At 33.9% G+C, this 22,345-nt stretch carries 22 protein-coding genes; 14 read left to right on the top strand and 8 right to left on the bottom strand.

From position 1 onward, the window contains the following. Nucleotides 1-13 precede the first annotated feature (13 nt). From Q4Q40_RS05555 to Q4Q40_RS05495, 13 genes are all read left to right on the top strand, one after another. Nucleotides 14-1,621 (top strand): glutamate synthase-related protein, encoded by a 1,608-nt coding sequence (locus tag Q4Q40_RS05555; RefSeq protein WP_303300751.1) that lies wholly within the window; start codon nucleotides 14-16, stop codon nucleotides 1,619-1,621. Nucleotides 1,622-1,714: 93 nt separating this feature from the next. Then, nucleotides 1,715-3,121 (top strand): FAD-dependent oxidoreductase, encoded by a 1,407-nt coding sequence (locus Q4Q40_RS05550; RefSeq protein WP_303300750.1) that lies wholly within the window; start codon nucleotides 1,715-1,717, stop codon nucleotides 3,119-3,121. A 15-nt stretch (nucleotides 3,122-3,136) separates the two neighbouring features. Continuing rightward, nucleotides 3,137-3,994, top strand: coding sequence for a sulfite exporter TauE/SafE family protein (locus Q4Q40_RS05545; protein WP_303300749.1), 858 nt, complete (start codon nucleotides 3,137-3,139; stop codon nucleotides 3,992-3,994). A 7-nt stretch (nucleotides 3,995-4,001) separates the two neighbouring features. After that, complete coding sequence (locus Q4Q40_RS05540) at nucleotides 4,002-5,951, top strand: thiamine pyrophosphate-binding protein (protein ID WP_303300748.1); 1,950 nt, start codon at nucleotides 4,002-4,004, stop codon at nucleotides 5,949-5,951. An 18-nt stretch (nucleotides 5,952-5,969) separates the two neighbouring features. Beyond that, on the top strand, nucleotides 5,970-6,353 hold the full coding sequence (locus Q4Q40_RS05535; RefSeq protein WP_303300747.1) for a YHS domain-containing (seleno)protein: 384 nt from the start codon (nucleotides 5,970-5,972) through the stop codon (nucleotides 6,351-6,353). Next, nucleotides 6,353-7,540 (top strand): NAD(P)-dependent malic enzyme, encoded by a 1,188-nt coding sequence (locus Q4Q40_RS05530; RefSeq protein ID WP_303300745.1) that lies wholly within the window; start codon nucleotides 6,353-6,355, stop codon nucleotides 7,538-7,540. Before Q4Q40_RS05535 ends, Q4Q40_RS05530 begins: the two co-directional genes overlap by 1 nt. Beyond that, nucleotides 7,530-8,549 carry a S1C family serine protease gene (locus tag Q4Q40_RS05525; RefSeq protein ID WP_303300744.1) on the top strand — a complete coding sequence of 340 codons (1,020 nt, stop codon included), beginning with the start codon at nucleotides 7,530-7,532 and terminating at the stop codon, nucleotides 8,547-8,549. Before Q4Q40_RS05530 ends, Q4Q40_RS05525 begins: the two co-directional genes overlap by 11 nt. Continuing rightward, on the top strand, nucleotides 8,550-9,215 hold the full coding sequence (locus tag Q4Q40_RS05520; protein WP_303300743.1) for a potassium channel family protein: 666 nt from the start codon (nucleotides 8,550-8,552) through the stop codon (nucleotides 9,213-9,215). After that, nucleotides 9,216-10,457 carry a cation:proton antiporter gene (locus tag Q4Q40_RS05515; protein ID WP_303300742.1) on the top strand — a complete coding sequence of 414 codons (1,242 nt, stop codon included), beginning with the start codon at nucleotides 9,216-9,218 and terminating at the stop codon, nucleotides 10,455-10,457. Between the two features lie 21 nt (nucleotides 10,458-10,478). After that, nucleotides 10,479-11,369, top strand: coding sequence for a DUF6268 family outer membrane beta-barrel protein (locus Q4Q40_RS05510; RefSeq protein ID WP_303300741.1), 891 nt, complete (start codon nucleotides 10,479-10,481; stop codon nucleotides 11,367-11,369). A 5-nt stretch (nucleotides 11,370-11,374) separates the two neighbouring features. After that, nucleotides 11,375-13,369 (top strand): polyphosphate kinase 1, encoded by a 1,995-nt coding sequence (gene ppk1 / locus Q4Q40_RS05505; RefSeq protein WP_303300740.1) that lies wholly within the window; start codon nucleotides 11,375-11,377, stop codon nucleotides 13,367-13,369. Then, nucleotides 13,366-13,992, top strand: coding sequence for a Pycsar system effector family protein (locus Q4Q40_RS05500; protein ID WP_303300739.1), 627 nt, complete (start codon nucleotides 13,366-13,368; stop codon nucleotides 13,990-13,992). Before ppk1 ends, Q4Q40_RS05500 begins: the two co-directional genes overlap by 4 nt. Nucleotides 13,993-13,998: 6 nt before the next feature. Continuing rightward, nucleotides 13,999-14,913 (top strand): glutaminase, encoded by a 915-nt coding sequence (locus Q4Q40_RS05495; RefSeq protein ID WP_303300738.1) that lies wholly within the window; start codon nucleotides 13,999-14,001, stop codon nucleotides 14,911-14,913. 238 nt (nucleotides 14,914-15,151) lie between these two features. On the opposite strand, the gene Q4Q40_RS05490 is transcribed toward Q4Q40_RS05495, so the two are convergent. The 8 genes from Q4Q40_RS05490 to ureA are packed head-to-tail and all read right to left on the bottom strand — an operon-like array spanning nucleotide 15,152 to nucleotide 20,833. Next, the gene (locus tag Q4Q40_RS05490) at nucleotides 15,152-15,850 is read right to left on the bottom strand and encodes a hypothetical protein (RefSeq protein ID WP_303300737.1); all 699 of its coding nucleotides are present in this window, start codon (nucleotides 15,848-15,850) and stop codon (nucleotides 15,152-15,154) included. Further along, on the bottom strand, nucleotides 15,837-16,616 hold the full coding sequence (locus tag Q4Q40_RS05485) for an urease accessory protein UreD (protein WP_303300736.1): 780 nt from the start codon (nucleotides 16,614-16,616) through the stop codon (nucleotides 15,837-15,839). The genes Q4Q40_RS05490 and Q4Q40_RS05485 overlap by 14 nt, the downstream gene beginning before the upstream one ends. Then, on the bottom strand, nucleotides 16,613-17,248 hold the full coding sequence (ureG, locus tag Q4Q40_RS05480) for an urease accessory protein UreG (protein ID WP_303300735.1): 636 nt from the start codon (nucleotides 17,246-17,248) through the stop codon (nucleotides 16,613-16,615). Before ureG ends, Q4Q40_RS05485 begins: the two co-directional genes overlap by 4 nt. Before the next feature lie 9 nt (nucleotides 17,249-17,257). Next, nucleotides 17,258-17,944 carry an urease accessory protein UreF gene (locus Q4Q40_RS05475; protein ID WP_303300734.1) on the bottom strand — a complete coding sequence of 229 codons (687 nt, stop codon included), beginning with the start codon at nucleotides 17,942-17,944 and terminating at the stop codon, nucleotides 17,258-17,260. Beyond that, the gene (locus Q4Q40_RS05470) at nucleotides 17,944-18,435 is read right to left on the bottom strand and encodes an urease accessory protein UreE (RefSeq protein WP_303300733.1); all 492 of its coding nucleotides are present in this window, start codon (nucleotides 18,433-18,435) and stop codon (nucleotides 17,944-17,946) included. The genes Q4Q40_RS05475 and Q4Q40_RS05470 overlap by 1 nt, the downstream gene beginning before the upstream one ends. A 5-nt stretch (nucleotides 18,436-18,440) precedes the next feature. Then, nucleotides 18,441-20,162: an urease subunit alpha gene (gene ureC / locus Q4Q40_RS05465; protein WP_303300732.1), complete on the bottom strand. Its 1,722-nt coding sequence runs from the start codon at nucleotides 20,160-20,162 to the stop codon at nucleotides 18,441-18,443. Between the two features lie 12 nt (nucleotides 20,163-20,174). Further along, nucleotides 20,175-20,534 (bottom strand): urease subunit beta, encoded by a 360-nt coding sequence (gene ureB / locus Q4Q40_RS05460; RefSeq protein ID WP_303300731.1) that lies wholly within the window; start codon nucleotides 20,532-20,534, stop codon nucleotides 20,175-20,177. After that, on the bottom strand, nucleotides 20,531-20,833 hold the full coding sequence (gene ureA / locus Q4Q40_RS05455) for an urease subunit gamma (RefSeq protein ID WP_303301424.1): 303 nt from the start codon (nucleotides 20,831-20,833) through the stop codon (nucleotides 20,531-20,533). The genes ureB and ureA overlap by 4 nt, the downstream gene beginning before the upstream one ends. 258 nt (nucleotides 20,834-21,091) lie before the next feature. Between ureA and urtA the strand changes: the two genes are divergently transcribed. Further along, nucleotides 21,092-22,306 carry an urea ABC transporter substrate-binding protein gene (gene urtA, locus Q4Q40_RS05450; RefSeq protein ID WP_303300730.1) on the top strand — a complete coding sequence of 405 codons (1,215 nt, stop codon included), beginning with the start codon at nucleotides 21,092-21,094 and terminating at the stop codon, nucleotides 22,304-22,306. Nucleotides 22,307-22,345 lie beyond the last annotated feature (39 nt).

Genomic DNA, 22,345 nt, shown 5'->3' with positions numbered 1-22,345 from the left:
ATTGAAATAAATTATGAAAAAACCAACAGTAATTGCTCAAGTAAGTACATTAAAAAACAAACAACCAGAACACGCACTGGTAAACGGTTTAGATTTAGTTATTGTAAAGTTTGATGATGCTATTTCTGTGCTGTACGGAAGATGCCTTCACAGAGGGGCATTAATGTCTGATGGACATGTAGATGGACACAACCTTATTTGTGGCGTACATGGATGGGATTATAGAGTAGATTCAGGAGTTTCAGAATACAACAATAAAGAGGTTTTACATAAATTTTCTACCAAGATAGAAGGCGATAATTTAATGGTTGATGCTTTTGAAATAGACGCATATTTAGTCAATAGTCCGCAACCATTTAATCGCGATGTGTATTTAGGAGCCTATGCAGATACACATCCAGAAGAGACAGAACCGTATACTGGTTATATAAAAGAGTTAGCACAAAACGGACTGAAAAACATAGGACACCATGGGTTTTCAGCATCAATGGGAGTCGATAGAAATACACTTCCAAAATGGAATGATATTCAATTTTTACCAGCGCAATTAGCCTCAAGACCTTTATTAGATCACGAAGAAGTGGCTACTAAAGTTGTTATTGGGCCAAATGCAAAAAAGCCATTAGAATTAGATATGCCTTTGTTTGTAAGTGATATGAGTTTTGGTGCATTATCGCGTGAAGCAAAAATAGCTTTATCAAAAGGCGCACAATTAGCAGGCACAGGAATTTGTTCTGGCGAAGGGGGGATGCTACCAGAAGAACAAGCTAATAATTCAAAATATTTTTATGAGTTAGCTTCGGCGCAATTTGGTTTCTCTTGGGATAAATTAGATAACGTACAAGCCTTTCATTTTAAAGGAGGTCAAGGCGCAAAAACAGGGACAGGAGGTCATTTGCCAGGAAATAAAGTAAGTAAAGAAATAGCAGAAGTAAGAGGGTTAAAAGAAGGAGAAACAGCTATTTCGCCAGCAGCAAACCCTAATTTTCATACTGTTGAAGACTTTAAATTTTTTGCAGATAGAGTAAGAGACCGTACAGGGGGAATTCCAATAGGATTTAAGATAGCAGCTAGTCATATTGAAAAAGATATTCAATTTGCATTAGATGTAGGTGTAGATTATATCATTCTAGATGGTCGTGGTGGTGGAACAGGTTCTGCGCCTACCATTTTAAGAGACCATATTAATGTGCCAACAATTCCTGCATTAGCTAGAGCAAGAGCTTATATGGATAAAGTAGGGGCGACTCATGTAACCTTAATAATCACAGGAGGTTTACGTGTAGCCGAAGATTTTGCAAAAGCCATGATGCTTGGCGCAGATGCCATTGCAGTTTCTAATTCAGCATTACAAGCTATTGGTTGTTTAGGTATGCGTGCTTGTGGAACCAACAACTGCCCAGTAGGTATTGCAACGCAAAAGGAATCTTTACGTAGTCGAATAATTATAGATGCTTCAGCAAAACAATTACAAAATTACTTTGAAGCCACAAACGATTTAATACGAGTTGTAGCGCGTTCTTGTGGTTATGATGATGTAACGAAATTTAATCAAGACGATCTTTCAACATACAACAGAGATATGCATTACCTAACAGGTATTAATTATGCAGGTATATAAATAATAATATTCTGAAGGATTTACTGGAACCATTCTTAAAATAGAATTATAGAATATAACAGTGTTTTTTTACGAACTAATAATAAAACAATTATGAATACAATAGACTTATATGGTGCAGATTGGTGTCCAGATTGCCAAAGAGCTAAAGCATATTTAAAAGAGAATGGCATTGATTTCAATTTTATTGATGTCGATTTAGATAAAGATGCAACAGCCCGTGTAGAAAGCATCAATAATGGTAAGCGTATCATACCAACCATTATTATTGGTGAAAAACCATTAACCAATCCAGATAATAATGAATTAGCAAACATATTAGGGATTAATGCTCAAGGAAGAGTCATTTTATATGGCGCAGATTGGTGTCCAGATTGTCAGCGTGCAAAAAGCTATCTACAAGATAATCATATTAACTTTCAATATATAGAAGTTGACAAATACTCTTGGGCTGCCCAAAAAGTAGAAGAAATTAATAATGGAAAACGTATTATTCCGACTATTTTTATTGGTGATAAAAGTTATACAAATCCAGATAATGCCATTTTAAAAACTGTTTTAAACATAGGTCAAGAATCTGAAAAAACAGTTTACGACTCCATAGTAGTAGGTGCTGGTGCAGCTGGATTAACAGCATCAATTTATATTCAACGGGATCGTTTTAACTCCCTTATTCTCGAAAAAAAGAATATCGGTGGCAACGCATTCTTAACAGAAAAGATAGAAAATTACCCTGGTTTTACAACCATATCCGGTCCAGAGCTTACCCAAAGAATGGCAGAACAAGCAAAAACCTATGGAGCAAAAATAGAAACAGGGGTTAGTGTAAAATCACTTAAAAAAGAAGGTGGTATTTTTTCTGTAGATACAAATATGGGAGCATATCAAAGTAAAACGGTGGTTTTAGCTTTAGGTTCTACCTACAGAAAATTAGGAATCCCTAACGAAGAAGCGTTGATAGGTGCAGGAATTCATTTTTGCGCCACCTGTGATGGTGCATTTTATAGAGACAGAGAAGTTATTGTTGTTGGTGGAGGAAATAGTGCCTTAGAAGAAGGTATTTTTCTGGCTTCTTTTTGTAAAAAAGTAATCATAGTAAACCGTGGAGATGCCTTTAGTGCTTCAGAAACTTATATAGAAAAACTGCCTTCAATTAAAAATATTGAAGTACATATGAATAAAGAGTCTGTAGCCTTTATAAAAGATGAGAACGATAATTTTAAAGGCTTACAAGTAAAAGACAATATTACAAATGAAGAAACAGAACTATATGCCGATGGGTCATTCATTTTTATAGGTCTTATCCCAAATACAGACAACGTAAAAGACTTAATAGACCTAAACGAACGAGGTTTTATAACGACAACAGGTTTAGGAGAAACGAATATAAAAGGTGTTTTCGCAGCAGGAGATTGTAGAGAAGGAGCCATAGCACAAGTAGCAGCAGCAACAGGAGAAGGAGTATTAGCAAGCTACGGCGTACGTCAGTTTTTTAAATAATTAAACATAAATATTATGGAATTAACAATGGAGTTTTGGTACTTATTACCAATATCAATAGCAATTGCGACAATAGCCATGTCATCTGGAATAGGTGGTGCCGTATTTTTTTCACCTTTGTTTATGATAGGCTTAGGACTTGACCCTAAAATTGCGATAGGTACAGCATTAGCTACCGAGTTATTTGGCTTTAGCTCTGGTTTAATGGCGTATTGGAAAGCCAAATTAATTGACTTTAAATTGGGGTTAAACTTGTTACTCATTTCCGTTCCCTTCGCCATTTTAGGAACTGTATATGGAGATCTGGTGCCGCCTTTAATACTCAAAGCCATATTTGGTATTGGAATTATATTTATAGGCTACCAACTCTATGTGTCTTGGCGCGAAGAAGAAAAAGAAAAATTAGAAGCAGCGCATAAGAAAGAATTTGAAACTACCTATGAAAGCACTTTAACAGACTCGGATGGTAATGTATATAACTACACCGTATGTAATAAAAATATGGGGAGAATGTTTGCAGCCATTGGTGGTGCTTTTTTAGGAATGATTTCCGTTGGACTTGCAGAATTACAAGAATATCATTTAGTAGCAAAATGCAAAGTACCTACACGAGTAGCAGTAGCAACATCCATTTTTGTGGTAGTTATTACAGTTTTAGTCGCTTCTGTAGGTCATTTTTATGAGTTTGCACAAGAAGGTAGCGAAGTCATGAATCAAGTTCTTAATTTAATCATATTTACAATTCCAGGAGTTATTATAGGTGGTCAAATAGGCCCTAAGTTGCAAAAAGTGATACCAGCAGATAAGATGAAAGTCGGTATTTCTATCCTATTTATAGTAGTTGGTGCTTTTATGTTATACACATTAATTTAAAAAGATTATGAGCTCAGAAAATAAAAAGTGGTATAAAGTTTTAGATCATAGAAAAACGCTTCCAGAAGGTCGCGTACAAACACTAACTGCTGGTCATCAAGGTATTTGTTTAACACATTACAAAGGGAAATTCTCGGCATTAGATAATGCGTGTCCACATCAAGGAGGACCTTTAGGAGAAGGATCTATTGAAAATGGCATGCTGCGTTGCCCATGGCACGGTTGGGATTTTGACCCATGTAATGGACAATCACCAGGAGGCCACGATGATAGTATCAAAACATTTGAAGTAAAAGAAGACGGCGAAGCGATATATGTTGCGATTCCTGAAGAAGCACCTCATGAGGATACGGTTTCAGATGTGATGATTGAAACGATGGTAAACTGGGGTGTAAATACCGTTTTCGGAATGGTAGGTCATAGTAATCTTGCCGTTGCCGATGCTATGATGCGACAAGAGAAAAAAGGACACCTGAAGTATTTTGGTATTCGCCATGAAGGAGCCGCAGCTTTTGCAGCATCAGGCTATGCGAAATTAACAGGAAAGCCTGCAGCCTGTTTTGGTATTGCTGGTCCAGGCGCAACAAATATGTTTACTGGTATGTGGGATGCTAAAGTAGATAGAGCACCTTTGTTGGCCCTTTCAGGACAAGTAAACACGCAAGTTGTTGGTACTGGGGCTTTTCAAGAGGTAGATTTGGTAAAGGCTTTTGATAGCGTATCAGAATTCAATCATGCAGTGCATTTAAATTCTAGTCATAGTGAGCTCATGTCGCTTGCAATAAAAACAGCTTTGATAAAAAGAGATGTTGTTCATCTAACATTTCCAGACGAAGTTGCTTTCACTAAAAAGCCTGAAAATTCTAAACCTCAAACACCAGAGAACAGAATTACTCCTTTCAATATTACGCCACCAAAAGAGATGACACAAAAAGCAGTTGATTTGCTTAAAGCTGCAAAAAGACCTGTTATTATTGTAGGTCACGGTGCGCGTTTTCAAATGGATACGATTATCGCTTACGCGGAAACTTTAGATTGCCCAGTCATTACAACATTTAAAGGAAAAGGATTAATAGCAGATGAGCATCCTTTAGGTTGTGGCGTACTCGGAAGAAGTGGTACACCTATCGCCTCTTGGTTTATGAATGAATGTGATTTATTGCTAGTATTTGGAGCTTCTTTTTCTAACCATACTGGTATAACACCAAAGAAACCTATTATTCAAGTTGATTTTGACCCCATGGCATTGAGTAAACATCATAAAGTTGATGTGGCTCTTTGGGGAGAAATATCAGAAACCTTGATGCTATTAACAGAACAAACGCAAGGAAACACAAATACGGTAAACCAGCGAAATGAAATCGAAGCCAGATGGCAACTCTGGAAAGAAGAAAAAGAAAGCCGTCTTAAAGATTGTGGAAATGCATTGAGTTCAATTGCTGTTTTTGATGCCATGAATAAAGTAACACCAGAAAATGCAGTAATTGCTGTAGATGTAGGAAACAATACCTATTCTTTTGGAAGGTATTTTGAGCCAAAAAATCAGGCTGTATTAATGTCTGGGTATTTAGGATCCATTGGTTTTGCACTGCCAGCAGCCATGGGAGCCTGGGCAGCAGAAGGTCATAAAAGACCCATATGGTCGGTTTCTGGAGACGGAGGTTTAGGGCAATACTTAGCAGAAATAAATACCCTGGTAAAATACAATATGAATATTAAACATATTGTCTTGAATAATTCGGAATTAGGAAAAATATCAAAAGAACAACGTGCAGCAGAAGTGGATGTTTGGCAAACGTCATTAAGCAATCCAAACTTTGCAAAATATGCAGAAAACTGTGGTGCACTAGGCATTCGTGTAGAAAAGTTAGAAGACTTAATTCCAGCTATGAAAAAACTTAATGAACATAATGGTCCTGCGCTTTTAGAGGTCATTACAGATGTGAATTTAATATAACACTAAAAATAAAACCTGATGAAACAAAATTTAAAAAACGGAATAGCGGCACAAGGATATGATGTCGTATCCTTTTTCAACGGAAGTCCTAAAAAAGGAAACGAAGTGTATGCTTCAACTTACAATGATGCAAAGTATCTTTTTGCTTCACTAGAAGACAAAGAAGAGTTTGAAAAATCTCCTGAAGATTATGCACCAGAATATGGTGGCTTTTGCGCCATAGCGATGTCTGAAGACAAAGAAGTTAATCCAAATCCTAAAAGTTGGGAAGTTCGTGATGGGAAATTATACTTTTTCACTAGAATGCTTTTCGGAATCATTGATGCTAAAAGGCAATGGGTTAAAAAACCAGAAGAATTAAGAGCTTTAGCAGATACAGCTTGGGCTAAAATGAATGCATAATGGCTAAGCACGATTTTAATAAAGAATCCCTAGAACTTCATAAAAAACATAAGGGAAAAATTGAAGTAGTATCTAAGATAGAGGTACATACTACAGACGACCTTTCTCGGGTATATTCGCCGGGAGTTGCCGCACCTTGTTTGGCAATTGCCGACGACGTTACTCTAGCCCACGACCTTACTATAAAAGGTAATACAATCGCTGTGGTTTCAGATGGAACAGCAGTGTTAGGTCTGGGAAATATTGGTCCAGAGGCGGCTATTCCTGTTATGGAGGGAAAAGCCATGCTATTTAAGAAATTTGCAAATGTTAATGCATTTCCTATTTGTTTAAATACGACCGTTGCTTCAGAAATTATTGAAACGGTAAAGATGATTGCACCAGTATTTGGAGGTATAAATTTAGAAGATATTTCGGCGCCTCGTAGTTTTGAAGTTGAAACAGCTTTACAAGATATTGGAATTCCTGTATTTCATGACGACCAACACGGAACTGCAATTGTTGCTCTAGCTGGAATTTTGAATAGTTGTAAAGTATTAGGTAAAGATCTTTCAGATTTAAAAATAATTATTAATGGTGCTGGTGCAGCGGGAATCGCGATATCGCGTTTATTGCGTTGTATAAGTATAGACCCTAATGTTTGTATTCCTGTAAAGCAAGTATTAGTATGCGATAGTAAGGGTATTATTCATAAAAACAGAACTAATTTAAACCCTGTTAAAATTGAATTACTTAACTATTCGAATCCAGAAAATGTTGAAGGAACTCTTAAGGATGCTATTAAAGGCGCAGATGTCTTTATTGGTGTAAGTGTTGCTAATGTTTTAACGGCAGAAGATATTGAAACGATGGCTGAAAACCCCGTTATTTTTGCATTAGCAAACCCTAATCCTGAAATAATGCCGGAAGAAGCCTTAAAAGGAGGTGCCGCAATTATTGCAACTGGACGTAGCGATTACCCTAATCAAGTAAACAATGTATTAGCTTTTCCTGGTATTTTTAGAGGCGCACTAGATTGCAGGGCAAAACGTATAACACCTAAAATGAAAATTGCGGCGGCTTATGCTATTGCAGATTGTGTGATGCAGCCAGACAGAGAACATATTATACCAAAAAGTTTAAACAAAGAAATTGCTTCAAAGGTTGCCGATGCTGTAAAGCAAGCATATAAGAATTATGATAAATAAAATTAAAAATATAGGATATTTATTGTTGTTGTGTGTTACTACAGTTCTTAATGCACAAGACATGTCGACTTTATTTAAACAACTTGATCCATCAGTTGTAACCATAGAGGTTATAGAATATAAGGTGAAAAACCAAAAATTAACAACTTCTGGCGGTTTAGGATCTGGTGTTATCATTAATAAAGAAGGATTTATTCTTACAGCAGCTCACGTTGTCGAATCTGCAAATGAAGTTTCAGTAAAACTCCAAAGTGGAGCAACATTCACAGCAGATGTATTATCAAGTTCTACGGTTGCAGACGTAGCACTTCTTAAATTAAGGACAGTACCAATAAGTTTAAAACCTGCAAAAATGGGAAGTTCCAGTAATTCAAAAATTGGGGAGCAGATACTTATTATTGGCGCACCCCTGGGACTTGAACACTCATTGTCTGTGGGATATATAAGTCGTAAGATGAAAAAAAATGTTATTTCTAATGGTGAAATGGCAGGTTTTTTACAAACAGATGCTTCTATAAACCAAGGGAATTCTGGAGGCCCCATGTTTAATATGCATGGAGAACTTATTGGTATCGTGAGTTTTATTTTATCGAATAGTGGTGGATTTGAAGGTTTAGGGTTTGCAGTAGATATAGATACCACAAAAAAAGTTTTGTTTGATGTAAACAGTTTTTGGACAGGGTTTGACGGTGTTTTTTTAAGTGAAGGATTAGCAGGGGTTTTTAATACACCCCAAAAATCTGGAGTTTTAATACAGCGTGTAACTCCCAATTCATTTGCCGATAAAATAGGTATAAAGCCTGGTGTTATTCAAGCAGAAATATTGGGTCAAAAATTATGGTTAGGAGGCGACATTATATTAAGCATTCAAGGATCAAGCTGTAATGCGCCTCATGATTTGGGTACTATTAAAAAACAGATTGAAGGTCTCAAAGTTGGTGACCAGGTACTTATTGACGTTTTGAGAAAAGGAAAAGTACTAACTCTTGAAGCCAATTTTTCAAAATAGATGGACTTAAAATCAATAAATCATTGGAAAAAAGTTACTAAATACAAGTATTTGATAGCGCTTGTAGCTACTTTTAATTTTTTATTGACTCCAATTCATATAGCCCTAAGTAGTTCTAATCCTGCTTATATTATAGTTATAAATTATACCTTAGTTATTTTAAGTAGTGCAATAATTGCTTCGAGAAAAAGAGCAAAACTTATTACATATATTATAGGAGTTTTAACGTTATTGGCTATTTGGTTAGAATATTCTAACAACGACTCTAAATCAATCTTAATTTGCAGATTACTGCTTTCTTTTTTACTATTTGCTTGTTTTTGTATCATTCTTATTAGACAGTTATTAAAAATAAAAAAAGTTAACCTCCAGTTTATTTTAGGCCCTTTATTGGGATTCCTTTATTTAGGGATTATTGGAGGCATTCTTTTTGAAGCTATTCATTACTTCGATTCAAATTCTTTTCAACTCATCGATGGTTTTTCTGGCTATAGTTTCTATTATTTCAGTTTTATAAGTATTACTACTGTTGGTTATGGAGATATTACTCCAATAACTGCTTCAGCACAATCATTAACACTTGTTATGAATATTATAGGTCAATTTTATCTAGCCATTGTTATTGGTGTATTTGTAGGCAAGTATATTAACGTAAAATCTAAATAAATGTTCGAATCTTTCAGTATTATATTTACCATTGCGGCTCTTTTTAATTATGTCAATTATAAGTGGTTAAAATTACCAACCACCATTGGTTTAATGATTTTAAGTTTAATCTTGATTATTCCTATTACACTAAGTAAGACAGTATTCCCAGAGTTTTACACCTTCTTTTGTAATATTATAATTAACGCCGATTTTAAAACACTATTACTAGATGGTATTTTAAGTTTTCTACTTTTTGCAGGTGCATTGCACGTTAATCTGGCAGCACTAGCAAAAGAGAAGAAGTCAATTCTATTATTTGCGACCTTAGGTGTTCTTATATCTACATTTTTGGTTGGTGGCTTAGTCTTTTTTGCAGCACAATTGATTGATTTAGAATTACCCTTTCTACATGCGCTTTTATTTGGTGCTTTAATATCACCAACAGATCCAATTGCTGTGATGGCCATTTTAAAAGAAGCAAATATTGCTGAAAGCTTAGGTATTAAAATAGAAGGAGAATCCTTATTTAACGATGGGATAGGAGTTGTTGTTTTTTCAGGAGTTTTATTAATTGCAACTGCAACAGGAGAACATAGTACCGCAGAGATTGGAGCAGAAATAGGCATGTTATTTTTAGAAGAAGCTATAGGCGGATTACTCTATGGGTTAGCCATTGGATTTCTAGGATTAAAATGTATTCAGTCATTAAAAGAGAACCCACAATTAGCAGTAATGATAAGCCTTGCTGTAGTTATGGGTGGAACAGCAGGCGCATTTATGTTACATATATCGGCACCATTAGCGATGGTTGTTGCAGGCTTATTAATTGGAAATAAAGTACACATTAATAAAGATGAAAACCCTGTACAAAAAGCCATCAATTCTTTTTGGGAAATTTTAGATGATGTTTTTAATGGCATTTTATTTGTCCTTATAGGACTTGCCATTCACTTATTAAATTTTAATTCAAGTTATATTTTGTTAGGTGTTCTTGCCATTTTAATTGTGCTACTAGCACGATTTATTTCTGTGTTTTTACCATATTCATTATTAAAACACGAAGAAAGTAAACCAATTAAAACCATTGCTATTTTAACTTGGGGCGGCTTACGTGGTGGTATTTCCATTGCATTAGCCTTAAGCTTGAACAAAGTGCTTTCTGGAGAATTAATCCTTCATATAACATATCCTGTTGTCCTGTTTTCGATTATTGTACAAGGTTTAAGTATAGGTAAAGTTGTGAAAAAATTATATAAATAAGCATTGGATACAAGAAGAAAAATGAAGAACTTAAAGGATCTATACTTTATAATTGCAGTATGTATTGCAAACTCCAGTTTTGCACAGTTGGATGATTTGGCTAAAGTGGATTTTACAATAATTCCAGAAAATGGGTCTGATATAGAATATACCAGAAACCGCGCTTTATTTAACTTTCCTATTAAACTAAAAAAAGAAAAAGAGTTTTTATTTTTAGGGTTAGATTATAGTAATTTTCATTTAAGAATGGATCGTAATGATCTTCCTTTTAACAAAGAAGCACTTAGCGATTTTCAATCACTCGATTTTAATATAGGTTATACGAAATCATTAAAAAATAATTGGCGCTTAGGAATGCGGTTAACACCTGGATTTAGCACCAATTTAAAAGCAAATAACCTGTCCTTTGAAGACATGATACTGTCTGGAGTCGTCGTATTTATAAAAGATAAAAAAAAGCGTCCAGATGTTAAAAAACCATGGCGACTTATTATAGGCGCTTCTTACTCTGGAAATCGTGGGTTTCCTTTCCCATTGCCTTTTATTAGTTATTATAGAAAGTTTCACCCCAAATGGTCTTATAATGTTGGAATTCCAAAAATGAATTTGCAGTATCACGCTTCTAGCTTACATAGGTTTAAATTATATGCAGAGCTTGATGGTTTTACTGCGAACCTACAACGTGGCGTTTTTGTAGATAATTCCATGCTAGCAGAAAGCATTAATATGTCTTTAATATTAAGCGGATTACAGTATGAATTTCATATCACTAAAAACATTCAATTTTATGCGAGGACTTCATATATTTTGAGTAATTCAGTCAATTTAAGAAATAAAAATAAGGATAATATAGTAGAACTAGATAACGCAAATTCACTGTATTTAAGAACAGGAATTCGATTTAAGATTTAAGAAGAATGTTAAACACAAAGGAATATTATAATAGAGATTTATCATGGTTAAGATTTAATCATCGTGTACTTCAAGAAGCTACAGATGAAAGAAACCCGTTATATGAACGCATTAAATTTTTAGCCATTTTTTCTTCTAATTTAGATGAATTTTTTAAAGTTCGTGTTTCGGACATTAGAAAAATAAAACAGTTAGATAAACCACTTCGGAAGCGATTAATAACAAAGCCAAATAAATTATTACGAGAAATTAAGAAACAAGTTGATTTACAGCAAAAAGAGTTTGGACGCATCTTTTTTACCGAAATTATTCCAGCATTGCAACATGAAGGTATTAATCTGTTATCCTATAAAGAGTTTAATGAAGAGCAACAGGATTTTAGTGAAAAATATTATAAAAAAGAACTTGAACCATTGCAACATTTGGGCATTAGTAAAAATATGCCTTTTATAGAAAATGAAGCATTGTATCTAGTTACTCAAATGAAAGACGATTCACTTATTTGGGTGAAAATTAATGAAGATACACCGCGATTTGTAGCATTTCCTTCTTTAGATGGTAAACACTATATCACATTTGTTGACGATATTTTAAAACACAACCTAAAAACGTTTTATAAACTTGATTTTTATAGTATAAAAATCTCAAGAGATGCAGAATTATATATAGATAATGAATATTCTGGTAATTTATTAGACAAAATTAAAAAGGCCTTACCTAATAGAATTAGTGGTCAGGTTACAAGAGCTTTAATTGATGAGTTAATACCAAATAAACTGCAATTAAAATTAAACCAAGTTTTGGATATTAATGAAACAGATGTTATGAATGGTGGTGCTTACCATAACTTTAAAGATTTATTTGGTTTCCCAAACCCAACTTCTAAAAATTTATCTTTTTCAAATTTATCTCCAATACCAGATAAAGAATTTACTGGCTATCCAAATATATTTAAAGCTATTAAAGATAAAGACAGGTTGCTCTATTTTCCTTATCAATCCTACCGTCCTGTAATACAATTGTTAGAAGAAGCGTCGAACGATAGTAATGTTACTAAAATAAAAATAACATTATATAGGATTTCGAAAGATTCACTAGTTGCAAACGCACTTTTAAATGCTGTTAAAAACGGAAAGGACGTATTTGTGTTTATTGAAACTAAAGCACGTTTTGATGAAGAAAACAATATAAAATGGGGCAAAGTTTTAGAAGAAAATGGCGCCAATGTGGCTTATAGTTATCCTGGAATAAAAGTACATTCTAAAATTTTATATATAGAGCGCATTGAAAAAAAACATACAAGAGCTTATGCTTATATAAGTACGGGGAATTTTAATGAAAAAACGGCAAGAATTTATACAGATTTTGGATTGATGACGGCACAGTCTAAAATTACTGATGAACTCTCTCAAGTATTTCAAGTATTAGAACGACACATTATAATTCCAAAATCTAAAAAACTTTTAGTATCCCCATTTACAACGCGAAGTAAATTTACAGAATTAATAGAGTTGGAAATTGAAAATGCGGTAGCAGGGAAGGAAGCTTATATCATTTTAAAATTAAATAGCCTTCAAGATATTAAAATGATAAATTTACTTTACAAAGCAAGTAATGCAGGCGTGAAAATTAGATTGCTTATACGTGGTATTTGTTGTTTGGTTCCTGGAATTGAAGGTCAAAGTGAGAACATATATGTAACTAGTATAGTAGATAGGTTTTTAGAACACGGAAGAGTCTATATTTTTGGAAATAATGGAAAAGAAAAAATGTATCTTGGTTCAGCAGATTGGATGACTCGTAATTTAGATCATAGAATAGAAGTTATAACACCAGTTTTAGATCAAGAAATTCATCTAAAACTGAAAGAACTATTAGACTTGCAATTAAAAGATCATGTAAAGTCTAGGGTTATAGATTTTAACCAAAAAAACAATTATGTTGTAAATGGTTCATTAGAAGAATCTTCACAGCATATAATATATAAGACATTATTATGAGTAATAAATTAAAAGAAAAAGCAGAAGACAAATATTTAATGGAGGAGTTGAATATTGATAAAGAAGCACTTAAAAAATTAAAAAAGAAATTACTTAAAGTAGCTCCAAGGTCTGAACGTGGCGTAGAAACGCTATTTAGATTACTATCCAAAAATCAGTATACTCTAAATACAATGATAGACACAAAGTCTAATATTCTAATTTCTATTAATGCCTTAATTTTATCATTAATACTGGGAACTGTAATGAGTCAATTAAGCTCAGATCCACACCTTATTTATCCCGTTGTAATGATGTTGCTTACCAATTTAGCGTCTATTACTTTTGCTATTTTCGCCACACGTCCAGAACTCGTTCATGGAAAAAGTGAGGCTAAAAATTTAATGTTTTATGGCAATTTTCAAGATATGGAAGAAAGTGAATACGTTAGTAATATTACAAGCTTAATGAATGAAGGTGATGAGTTATATAGAACCATAGCTAAAGACACATATCATTTAGGAAAAACTATTAACCGCAAGTTTAAATTACTTCGTAAATCGTTTAATGTTTTTTTAATCGGCATTGTTTTATCGGTGATCGCATTTATTGGTTGTCATACTTTGTTTGGAGGACTTATATAATTTTACATGGAAGATTGTCAAAGTATTATAGAAGAAATCTACAATGTTGTTAAGGGAGATAATAAAGGGGATGTAGCCTCGTATATTCCCGAACTTTCTACAATAGATGTCAATAAGTTTGGTGTTTGCTTAAGAACAACTGAAGGCAAACAATTTGCTTATGGAGACTTTAAAACGTCTTTTTCGATACAAAGTATAGCTAAAGTACTATCCTTGAGTCTTGCTTATAGTATTCTTGGGGAACAAATTTTTAGACGTGTAGGAGTAGAGCCTTCTGGTGCTGCTTTTAATTCTTTGTCTCAATTAGAAACCGAAAATGGTATTCCACGAAATCCATTAATAAATTCTGGCGCAATAGTGATATGCGATATTCTATGTAGTGCTCTTAAAAATCCAAAAAGAGAATTACTAGAGTTTATAAGAAGTATTGCCAACAGCAAAACGATCGCGTATTGTCCAAAAATTGCTACATCAGAAAAGGAAACAGGTTTCAGAAATTATGCTCTAATTAACTATTTAAAGTCCTTTGGTAATATAGAAAATGACGTGGATACTGTCATTGAGCTTTATTTTCATTTATGTTCTATAAAGATGAATTGTGTTGAACTTTCAATAGCCTTTGGTTATCTGTCAAATAAAGGAATCCAAGCTACAACTGATAAAAGAATCTTACCAGAATCGGGAACAAAGCGTATAAATGCCATTATGAACCTTTGTGGTTTTTATGACGAGGCAGGTGAGTTTGCATATAAAGTAGGTTTGCCTGGAAAAAGTGGTGTAGGTGGTGGAATAGCTGCCATTTTACCAGAAAACTACAGTGTTGCCATTTGGAGCCCAAAACTCAACGAAAAAGGAAATTCTTATAGAGGAATGAAGTTTTTAGAGTTATTTACCTCAGAAACGCAGGATACGATATTTTAGTAGCTCCATTCATACTAAATTCTAGGCTCACTCTCGAGCCTCGACCGAGTAATGTTTTTTACGTACCGAATTACGCACCTTTTTAAAGAGAGTTCAATTACATAGAATAAAAAAATAACCTTAAAATATTTAATAAAGGTGATTTCATTCTTCTAACTTTTAAGGTGAAGTATTCTAAATTCCCTGTATTTATAGTTAAGTATAAAAGGAACTCAGCTTTATAATTTAAAGAAAGTAATTACCATTCTAAAAAAACCATGCCAATACCACAAATAGTAATAGCTAAGCCACTTATTAGGTCAATATGCTTTTCAAAACCCTGGTAATTAATAAGTTTTGATCCGTAAAAACCCAATAAAACTAAAGACAACATCATAAAAACAGTTGTAAATGTATACAGCGTAATTAAGATGCCAATTTCAATAAAAGAATAATTAATGTATGGGTAAATAATTAAAGGAATTAAGGGTTCGCTTGGACCCAGTGCAAAAATAAAAAACATAACCCAAGGCGTTACTTTATAGTTTTTTTTAGGTAAAACACTTTGTCCGTGTTGGTGTTCAAAAACATAAATATCACCTTCTTCCGAAACATTAAAATGTTTATGAATTTTGTTTTTTCTTAATTTATAAAAGGCATAAAAAATATACACCACCCCAAAAATTAATAGTAACCATGCGGCAAATCCACCTCTTATAGTTTCAATATGAAATATTTTAGAAACAGTTACACCAAGAAAAATGCCTAAAATGCCTAAAACTACAGAACTTAATACATGGGCAAAACCACATAAGCAAGTCCAGAATATGGTTTTTGATAAACGCCATTTTTTAGAACGGGATAAAACAATAAAAGGTAAGTAGTGGTCGGGGCCGCTAAAGGTGTGCATGGCGCTTATAGAAACAATAGTAAGGCAAATTAAATTAAAATCTGTCATCCTTAATTATGTTTGTTAAAGCCTTCATCCACTGCATTAGTTTTTCGGCTTTAAAATGAAGAATTTTCACTATAATTCCATTTGTGGGTGTTTCAGAAGCACCAAACAAGCAATCTTTGGTTTCTAAATAATTATAAATTTTTGTTTTAAGTGTATCAATATTAGACGAATCGTTTAAAAATATTAAACTTAATTGATGTGTGTAGCCTTCGAATTGACCAAGGTGCATCGGGTTAGATTCCGTAGGGTTTAAATATAAATTTTCAAACAATATTAATTTGTTCTCTTTGTAAACTTTAGTAATATTTTGGTAGTTAGTAAACTCGAAGATTTCATTTTTAATTTTTCTACCACAGGTTAAAATCTCACCCCAAATTAGTGTGGTGTTTTTTTCTAAATAAATATGGTTTGTGCTTTTAAAATTAGAGGCTTTATGAGGTACACAAGGTTGTGGCAAATAAAAGAGCGATGCATTCTCTTTAAGCGTAACGTTGGTAGTTTGTATGGCTCTTTTTTTCATGGTAAATAAGCGCTGAAATGATTGCGAAGTCAATTCTAACTTGCTGTTTTTATGGAGTAGATAATCAAAATAAAGCTCATCCTCGTCTAAAATCCCTGGAGAAGCGCTCATTAATATTAGCTCTAAAAGCGTGTTTTTTTTATCCTCTCTAATATCGACTACTTTAAAAGGCGTTGTAAAAAATGCTGATTTTAATTTGGTTACACCATTTTTTTCATGAGTTTCAATATGAACTTTTGATATCATCTAATTAAATTAGGTTCATCTTTATCTTCCATTAAGGCATATTTTTTTATCCAACCAATAATGCTGTGCAAACCTTCGTCTTTCATTAAATTGGTAAAAATAAAAGGTTTTCCTTGTCTCATTTTTTTCGAATCACGTTCCATAACGTCAAGGTTGGCATTCACATATGGAGCAAGGTCAATTTTGTTAATCACCAATAAGTCGCTACGCGTAATACCTGGACCGCCTTTTCTTGGGATTTTATCGCCTTCGGCAACATCAATAACAAACATAGTAACATCGGCTAAATCTGGACTAAAGGTTGCCGAAAGGTTGTCTCCACCACTTTCTATAAAGATGATTTCAACTTCTGGAAATCGCTCAGCCAATTCTTCAACAGCTTCTAAATTCATGCTAGCATCTTCTCGAATAGCAGTATGTGGGCAACCACCAGTTTCTACGCCAATAATACGTTCTTTGGGTAACAAACTATTTTTGGTTAAAAATTCGGCGTCTTCTTGAGTATATATATCGTTTGTAATAACGGCTAAAGAGTATTTTGATGATAGTTTACTTGTTAAACGCTCGATTAATGCTGTTTTCCCTGAACCGACGGGACCTGCAATTCCTATTTTAATATAATTTCTTGTCATTTTTATTTTTTAAGACATGTATAATCTTGAATAAAGCTTTTCATGTTCCATAGATCGAATGTCTAATCCTACAGAGCTAATACCTAATTTGTCTAAATCTGGATGTAATGCTTTTTTTGATAATTCTGCTATTAACGGTAAAAGTTTATATATTAATTGTTGCCCAGTATCTTGGCTTAAGGGAATTAATTTTACGGCATTGGTAATAAAACCAATAGCGGTATTATAAAAATATCCTTGAATAGCATCTTCTTTTTTTATGTTTAATTGATGAGCAAAAACACCGTATAAAATGGAATAGTGTCCAAATAATTCTTTACTCTTTATTGCTGCCTGGGTTTTGTTTGTTAATTCTGATGAGATTAATGGCGCGAAAATTTTTGTTAGACGGATCCCTAATTTCTGACTTGCTTTTCTAATTTCCATAGGTAATTTTGAAGCATGGCAAAGCGCATCTAAGGCTATAATCTCCGACCAATTATTGGTTTCGCAGGCATCGTATGTAAGACTTATAAAAGAGGCGTCGTTGGGTAAAACAGTATGAGTTAGCATGTCTCTTAAGAAGTTTAGAACTTGTTCTGGCGATTTTATGATTTCTTGTTGCGTGTAGGTTTCCAATCCATAAGAATGGGAAAAACCACCAATGGGCAACATCGGATCGCAAATATGCAACAAGTGTAGTAATGCCTGTGTCATTATCTTTCTGTTAAATCCATTATTTTAGAAAATAAACTTTTACTTTCTCCATGTGGAGTTACCGTCGTTTTTAAAGGTGTTAATAAGCTTTTTTTAGCTTTAAAAACATCAAAACCCATGGCTTTTAGTTGATTGAAAAGTGGTTTTTCAAAAGGAACAAGTAAAGTATCGTCTTCATAAAATAAAGGAAGGTGTTTGTTGCCAATTTCGTAACATATGGAAGCGGTTTCAAAATTAGATTTTGGGTTAATCACCAAGCAATCGCATGGTAGAATATGAATACAATAAACTTTGTCTTCGTTTTCGTATAACAATTCACCTTCTTTTAAATTCGGGTTTTCTTTTAAGAATTTTAAACGAAACGTTTGTCCGTCTTTAGCAGTTTTGTGCTGGATGCGTTTATTTGTTTCAAACCAATCAAAATCAATCTGTATAATAGTTTTTCTACTATACTGAGGGTTAATTTGCTTAGGTTTTTCTGAAATAATCATAATTTTTAAAATAAAAAATATCTCTGAGCCATTGGTAATTCTTTCAAAGGTTCGCAAGTAATATGTTTGCCATCTACTTTTACTTGATAATTTTCTGGGTTAACTTCAATATTGGGTGTTTTGTCGTTATGAATTAGGTCTTTTTTACTGATTGATCGGCAATTTTCAACTGGAAAAATCATTTTTTTTAACCCGTATTTTTCAATGGTTTTGTTTTCAATTGAAATTTTAGAAACAAACGTAGCACAGGTTTTCTGAAGCGCTTTACCATAAGCACCAAACATAGGTCTGTAAATTACTGGCTGTGGTGTTGGTATGGATGCATTCGGGTCTCCCATACGTCCAGCGATAATCATACCGCCTTTAATTATTAATTCTGGTTTAACGCCAAACATAGCTGGTTTCCAAAGTACTAAATCGGCCAATTTTCCAGGTTCTAATGATCCTACATGTTTTGAAATTCCATGAGAGATTGCTGGATTAATCGTGTATTTAGCAACGTAACGTTTAGCTCTAAAGTTGTCATTTTTATTTGCTTTGTCTTCGGGTAAAAAGCCTCGTTGTACTTTCATTTTATGGGCTGTTTGCCAAGTTCTGGTAATAACTTCACTCACCCGACCCATGGCTTGGGAGTCGCTGCTCATCATGCTAAAAATGCCCATGTCGTGTAAAATATCTTCGGCAGCAATAGTTTCTGGTCGAATTCTTGAGTCTGCAAAAGAAACATCTTCTGGAACAGACTTGTCTAAATGATGACATACCATTAGCATGTCTAAATGTTCGTCAATTGTGTTAACGGTGAATGGTCGAGTAGGATTGGTGCTAGAAGGAAGTACATTCGTATACATGGCTGCTTTGATAATATCTGGAGCATGTCCACCACCTGCACCTTCTGTGTGGAAAGTGTGAATTACTCTACCATCAATAGCATTTACGGTATCTTCTAAAAAACCACTTTCGTTTAGTGTATCAGTATGAATTGCTACTTGAATATCAAATTTGTCTGCTATTTTTAATGATGCATCAATTGTTGCGGGGGTAGCACCCCAGTCTTCATGTATTTTTAATCCTAGCACACCTGCTTCTACCTGTTCTTCTAAAGGTGCTAAGGAGGAACAGTTTCCTTTTCCAAAAAAACCTAAATTCATTGGGAACGCTTCTGCACTTTCAAGCATTTTTTGAATATTCCAAGCACCTGGTGTTACTGTGGTAGCGTTTGTACCATCTGCAGGTCCAGTTCCGCCACCTATCATTGTGGTGATGCCACTATATAAAGCGTGATCTATTTGTTGCGGACAGATAAAATGTATGTGGGCGTCAATACCACCAGCGGTAGCTATTAAGCCTGCGCCAGAATGTACTTCGGTAGATGCGCCAATAATCATGTTTTCACTAATACCATCCATGGTGTCTGGATTTCCAGCTTTGCCAACAGCTACAATTCTACCGTCTTTAATACCAATGTCTCCTTTTACAATGCCCCAATGGTCAATAATAATAGCACTTGTTATAACAAAATCCAGAACGCCTTCGTTTCGTGTTGCTCTTGCAGATTGCGCCATGCCATCTCTAATGGTTTTGCCTCCTCCAAATTTGGCTTCTTCGCCGTAAATAGCAAAATCTTTTTCAATTTCTATAAATAATTCAGTATCTGCCAATCTTATTTTGTCGCCAACAGTAGGTCCAAACATGTTGGCATATTTTATTCTGTTTATTTCTATGCTCATACCATGTTATAATTAAGATTTGAGAAATTTGTTTAAATTGATAAGAATATTTTCAGATACTTCAGAACCAATTTTGCCATCTACTAAATTATTAAAGCCATAAATGATTTTGTTCCCGCCGATTTCGACTAATTCAACTTCCTTTTCTTCTCCAGGTTCAAATCGAACAGCAGTTCCAGAGGGAATATTTAATCGCATACCTAGTGTTTTAGGTCTGTCAAAATCCATTTCCTTATTAACTTCAAAAAAATGAAAATGAGAACCTATTTGAATGGGTCTATCTCCTTTATTAGTGACTTCAAGTGTAACAGTCTTTTTGTTGGTGTTAGCTTGAATATTTTCTTGTTTTAAAATGTATTCGCCTGGTATCATTTTATAGGGGCATGAACAGTTACTAATTTTGTGCCATCAGGAAATGTTGCTTCAATTTGTATATCATGTATCATTTCTGCAACGCCTTCCATAACATCTTCTTTAGACAGTATTGTGGTTCCGTATTGCATCAATTCGGCTACTGTTTTACCATCGCGTACAGCTTCTAAAAGGTCGGCACTTATTAATGCAATGGCTTCTGGGTAATTCAGTTTTAATCCTCTATTCTTTCTTTTTTGTGCAACTTCTCCTGCTGTATATAAGAGTAGTTTTTCTATTTCTTTAGGTGTTAAGTGCATTTGTAAATGTAATATTTGGTATACAAACTTAAAGAATAATTTAGCCATTATGTGGCTTTAATTTATAAAATAGAATAGAATAAAAAGGTTTTGTCTTTTTTTTAAAGAAATAATAGTAAAATTATTATACCCATAAAAAATGAGGGGTAAATGTACTATAATTCGTAAAAAATAAATGTATACTATCAATTTTATGGGGTGTAATGAAATATATTATAGATTTGTGTTATAATTAACATTTAAATAACTACATGAATTATGAGAAAATTAGTATTATTTATTGCCAGTTTAGCTCTGGTTTTTTCCTGTAAACAAAAAGAAGGTAAAGCTTCTGCTGAAGAAGTTAGCACAGTAAAAGTTGGCGTTTTACATTCTTTAACGGGAACCATGGCAATTTCTGAAACAGATTGCAAAAATGCTACGATGTTAGCTATTGAAGAAATTAATGCTGCAGGTGGTGTTTTAGGTAAGCAAATAGAACCAATAATTGAGGATGGCGCCTCAGATTGGCCAACTTTTACAGAAAAGGCTACAAAATTAATAGGACAAGATGGTGTGAAATCTGTTTTTGGATGCTGGACATCTTCTAGCAGAAAAGCGGTATTACCAGTGTTTGAGTCTAAAAACAGTTTATTATTTTATCCTGTGCAATATGAAGGTATGGAAGCTTCTAAAAATGTAATATATACTGGAGCAGCTCCTAATCAACAAATTCTTCCCGCGGTAGATTATATGATTAAGGAAGGTAAAAAGAAATTCTTTTTAGTAGGATCGGATTACGTTTTCCCAAGAACAGCTAATAAAATTATTAAGGCAAAATTAAAATCTGAAGGTATCGAAATAGTAGGCGAAGAATATGCGCCACTTGGTCATACAGACTTCACATCGATTGCCCAAAAAATTAAAAGTTCGGGTGCTGATGCTGTTTTAAACACCGTTAACGGTGATAGTAATATTGGTTTCTTTAAACAAATGAAATCTCTTGGGTTAAGTGCCCCAGAAGTAACTTGTATGTCTTTCTCTATTGCTGAAGTAGAATTAAAAGGTATTGGTGTTGATATTATGGAAGGTCAATTAACGGCATGGAACTATTTTATGACTTTTAAAAGTGAGGCTAACGATAAATTTATAAAAGCATATCAAACTAAATACGGTGCAGATAAAGTTACTGATGATCCTATAGAAGCGGCTTACTTTGGTGTGTACTTATGGGCAGAGGCTGTTAAAAAGGCAAATTCTTTTGAGCCAGATGCTGTACAACAAGCTATTAGCAAAGTGAGTTATAATGCTCCTGAAGGTGTTGTATCTATAGATCCAGTTACCAATCACACCATCAAAAATTTCATGATTGGTAGAGCAAATGCTGAAGGGCAGTTTGATATTCTTTATCAATCACCAGAAATGATTGCACCAGATCCATTCCCAAGTATAGCTACAGATAAAAAAGTTATCGCTCCAGGTAACATCCAATAAAAACAAATAAATAGGCGATTTACATTATGGTTTAAGCAA

The sequence above is a fragment of the Flavivirga jejuensis genome, from assembly GCF_030540765.1.
Classification (GTDB): domain Bacteria; phylum Bacteroidota; class Bacteroidia; order Flavobacteriales; family Flavobacteriaceae; genus Flavivirga; species Flavivirga jejuensis.
This window is presented reverse-complemented; position numbering and strand designations above follow the sequence as displayed.

What these genes read in the sequence shown, in the direction of transcription:
- Q4Q40_RS05525 (WP_303300744.1), top strand. Translation starts at nt 7,530, where the DNA reads ATGATAAATAAAATTAAAAATATAGGATATTTATTGTTGTTGTGTGTT.
- ureB (WP_303300731.1), bottom strand. Translation starts at nt 20,534, where the DNA reads ATGATACCAGGCGAATACATTTTAAAACAAGAAAATATTCAAGCTAAC.
- Q4Q40_RS05555 (WP_303300751.1), top strand. Translation starts at nt 14, where the DNA reads ATGAAAAAACCAACAGTAATTGCTCAAGTAAGTACATTAAAAAACAAA.
- Q4Q40_RS05545 (WP_303300749.1), top strand. Translation starts at nt 3,137, where the DNA reads ATGGAATTAACAATGGAGTTTTGGTACTTATTACCAATATCAATAGCA.
- ureC (WP_303300732.1), bottom strand. Translation starts at nt 20,162, where the DNA reads ATGAGCATAGAAATAAACAGAATAAAATATGCCAACATGTTTGGACCT.
- urtA (WP_303300730.1), top strand. Translation starts at nt 21,092, where the DNA reads ATGAGAAAATTAGTATTATTTATTGCCAGTTTAGCTCTGGTTTTTTCC.
- Q4Q40_RS05510 (WP_303300741.1), top strand. Translation starts at nt 10,479, where the DNA reads ATGAAGAACTTAAAGGATCTATACTTTATAATTGCAGTATGTATTGCA.
- Q4Q40_RS05485 (WP_303300736.1), bottom strand. Translation starts at nt 16,616, where the DNA reads ATGATATCAAAAGTTCATATTGAAACTCATGAAAAAAATGGTGTAACC.
- Q4Q40_RS05500 (WP_303300739.1), top strand. Translation starts at nt 13,366, where the DNA reads ATGAGTAATAAATTAAAAGAAAAAGCAGAAGACAAATATTTAATGGAG.
- ppk1 (WP_303300740.1), top strand. Translation starts at nt 11,375, where the DNA reads ATGTTAAACACAAAGGAATATTATAATAGAGATTTATCATGGTTAAGA.
- Q4Q40_RS05535 (WP_303300747.1), top strand. Translation starts at nt 5,970, where the DNA reads ATGAAACAAAATTTAAAAAACGGAATAGCGGCACAAGGATATGATGTC.
- ureG (WP_303300735.1), bottom strand. Translation starts at nt 17,248, where the DNA reads ATGACAAGAAATTATATTAAAATAGGAATTGCAGGTCCCGTCGGTTCA.
- Q4Q40_RS05470 (WP_303300733.1), bottom strand. Translation starts at nt 18,435, where the DNA reads ATGATTATTTCAGAAAAACCTAAGCAAATTAACCCTCAGTATAGTAGA.
- ureA (WP_303301424.1), bottom strand. Translation starts at nt 20,833, where the DNA reads ATGCACTTAACACCTAAAGAAATAGAAAAACTACTCTTATATACAGCA.
- Q4Q40_RS05530 (WP_303300745.1), top strand. Translation starts at nt 6,353, where the DNA reads ATGGCTAAGCACGATTTTAATAAAGAATCCCTAGAACTTCATAAAAAA.
- Q4Q40_RS05550 (WP_303300750.1), top strand. Translation starts at nt 1,715, where the DNA reads ATGAATACAATAGACTTATATGGTGCAGATTGGTGTCCAGATTGCCAA.
- Q4Q40_RS05515 (WP_303300742.1), top strand. Translation starts at nt 9,216, where the DNA reads ATGTTCGAATCTTTCAGTATTATATTTACCATTGCGGCTCTTTTTAAT.
- Q4Q40_RS05540 (WP_303300748.1), top strand. Translation starts at nt 4,002, where the DNA reads ATGAGCTCAGAAAATAAAAAGTGGTATAAAGTTTTAGATCATAGAAAA.
- Q4Q40_RS05475 (WP_303300734.1), bottom strand. Translation starts at nt 17,944, where the DNA reads ATGACACAGGCATTACTACACTTGTTGCATATTTGCGATCCGATGTTG.
- Q4Q40_RS05490 (WP_303300737.1), bottom strand. Translation starts at nt 15,850, where the DNA reads ATGACAGATTTTAATTTAATTTGCCTTACTATTGTTTCTATAAGCGCC.
- Q4Q40_RS05520 (WP_303300743.1), top strand. Translation starts at nt 8,550, where the DNA reads ATGGACTTAAAATCAATAAATCATTGGAAAAAAGTTACTAAATACAAG.
- Q4Q40_RS05495 (WP_303300738.1), top strand. Translation starts at nt 13,999, where the DNA reads ATGGAAGATTGTCAAAGTATTATAGAAGAAATCTACAATGTTGTTAAG.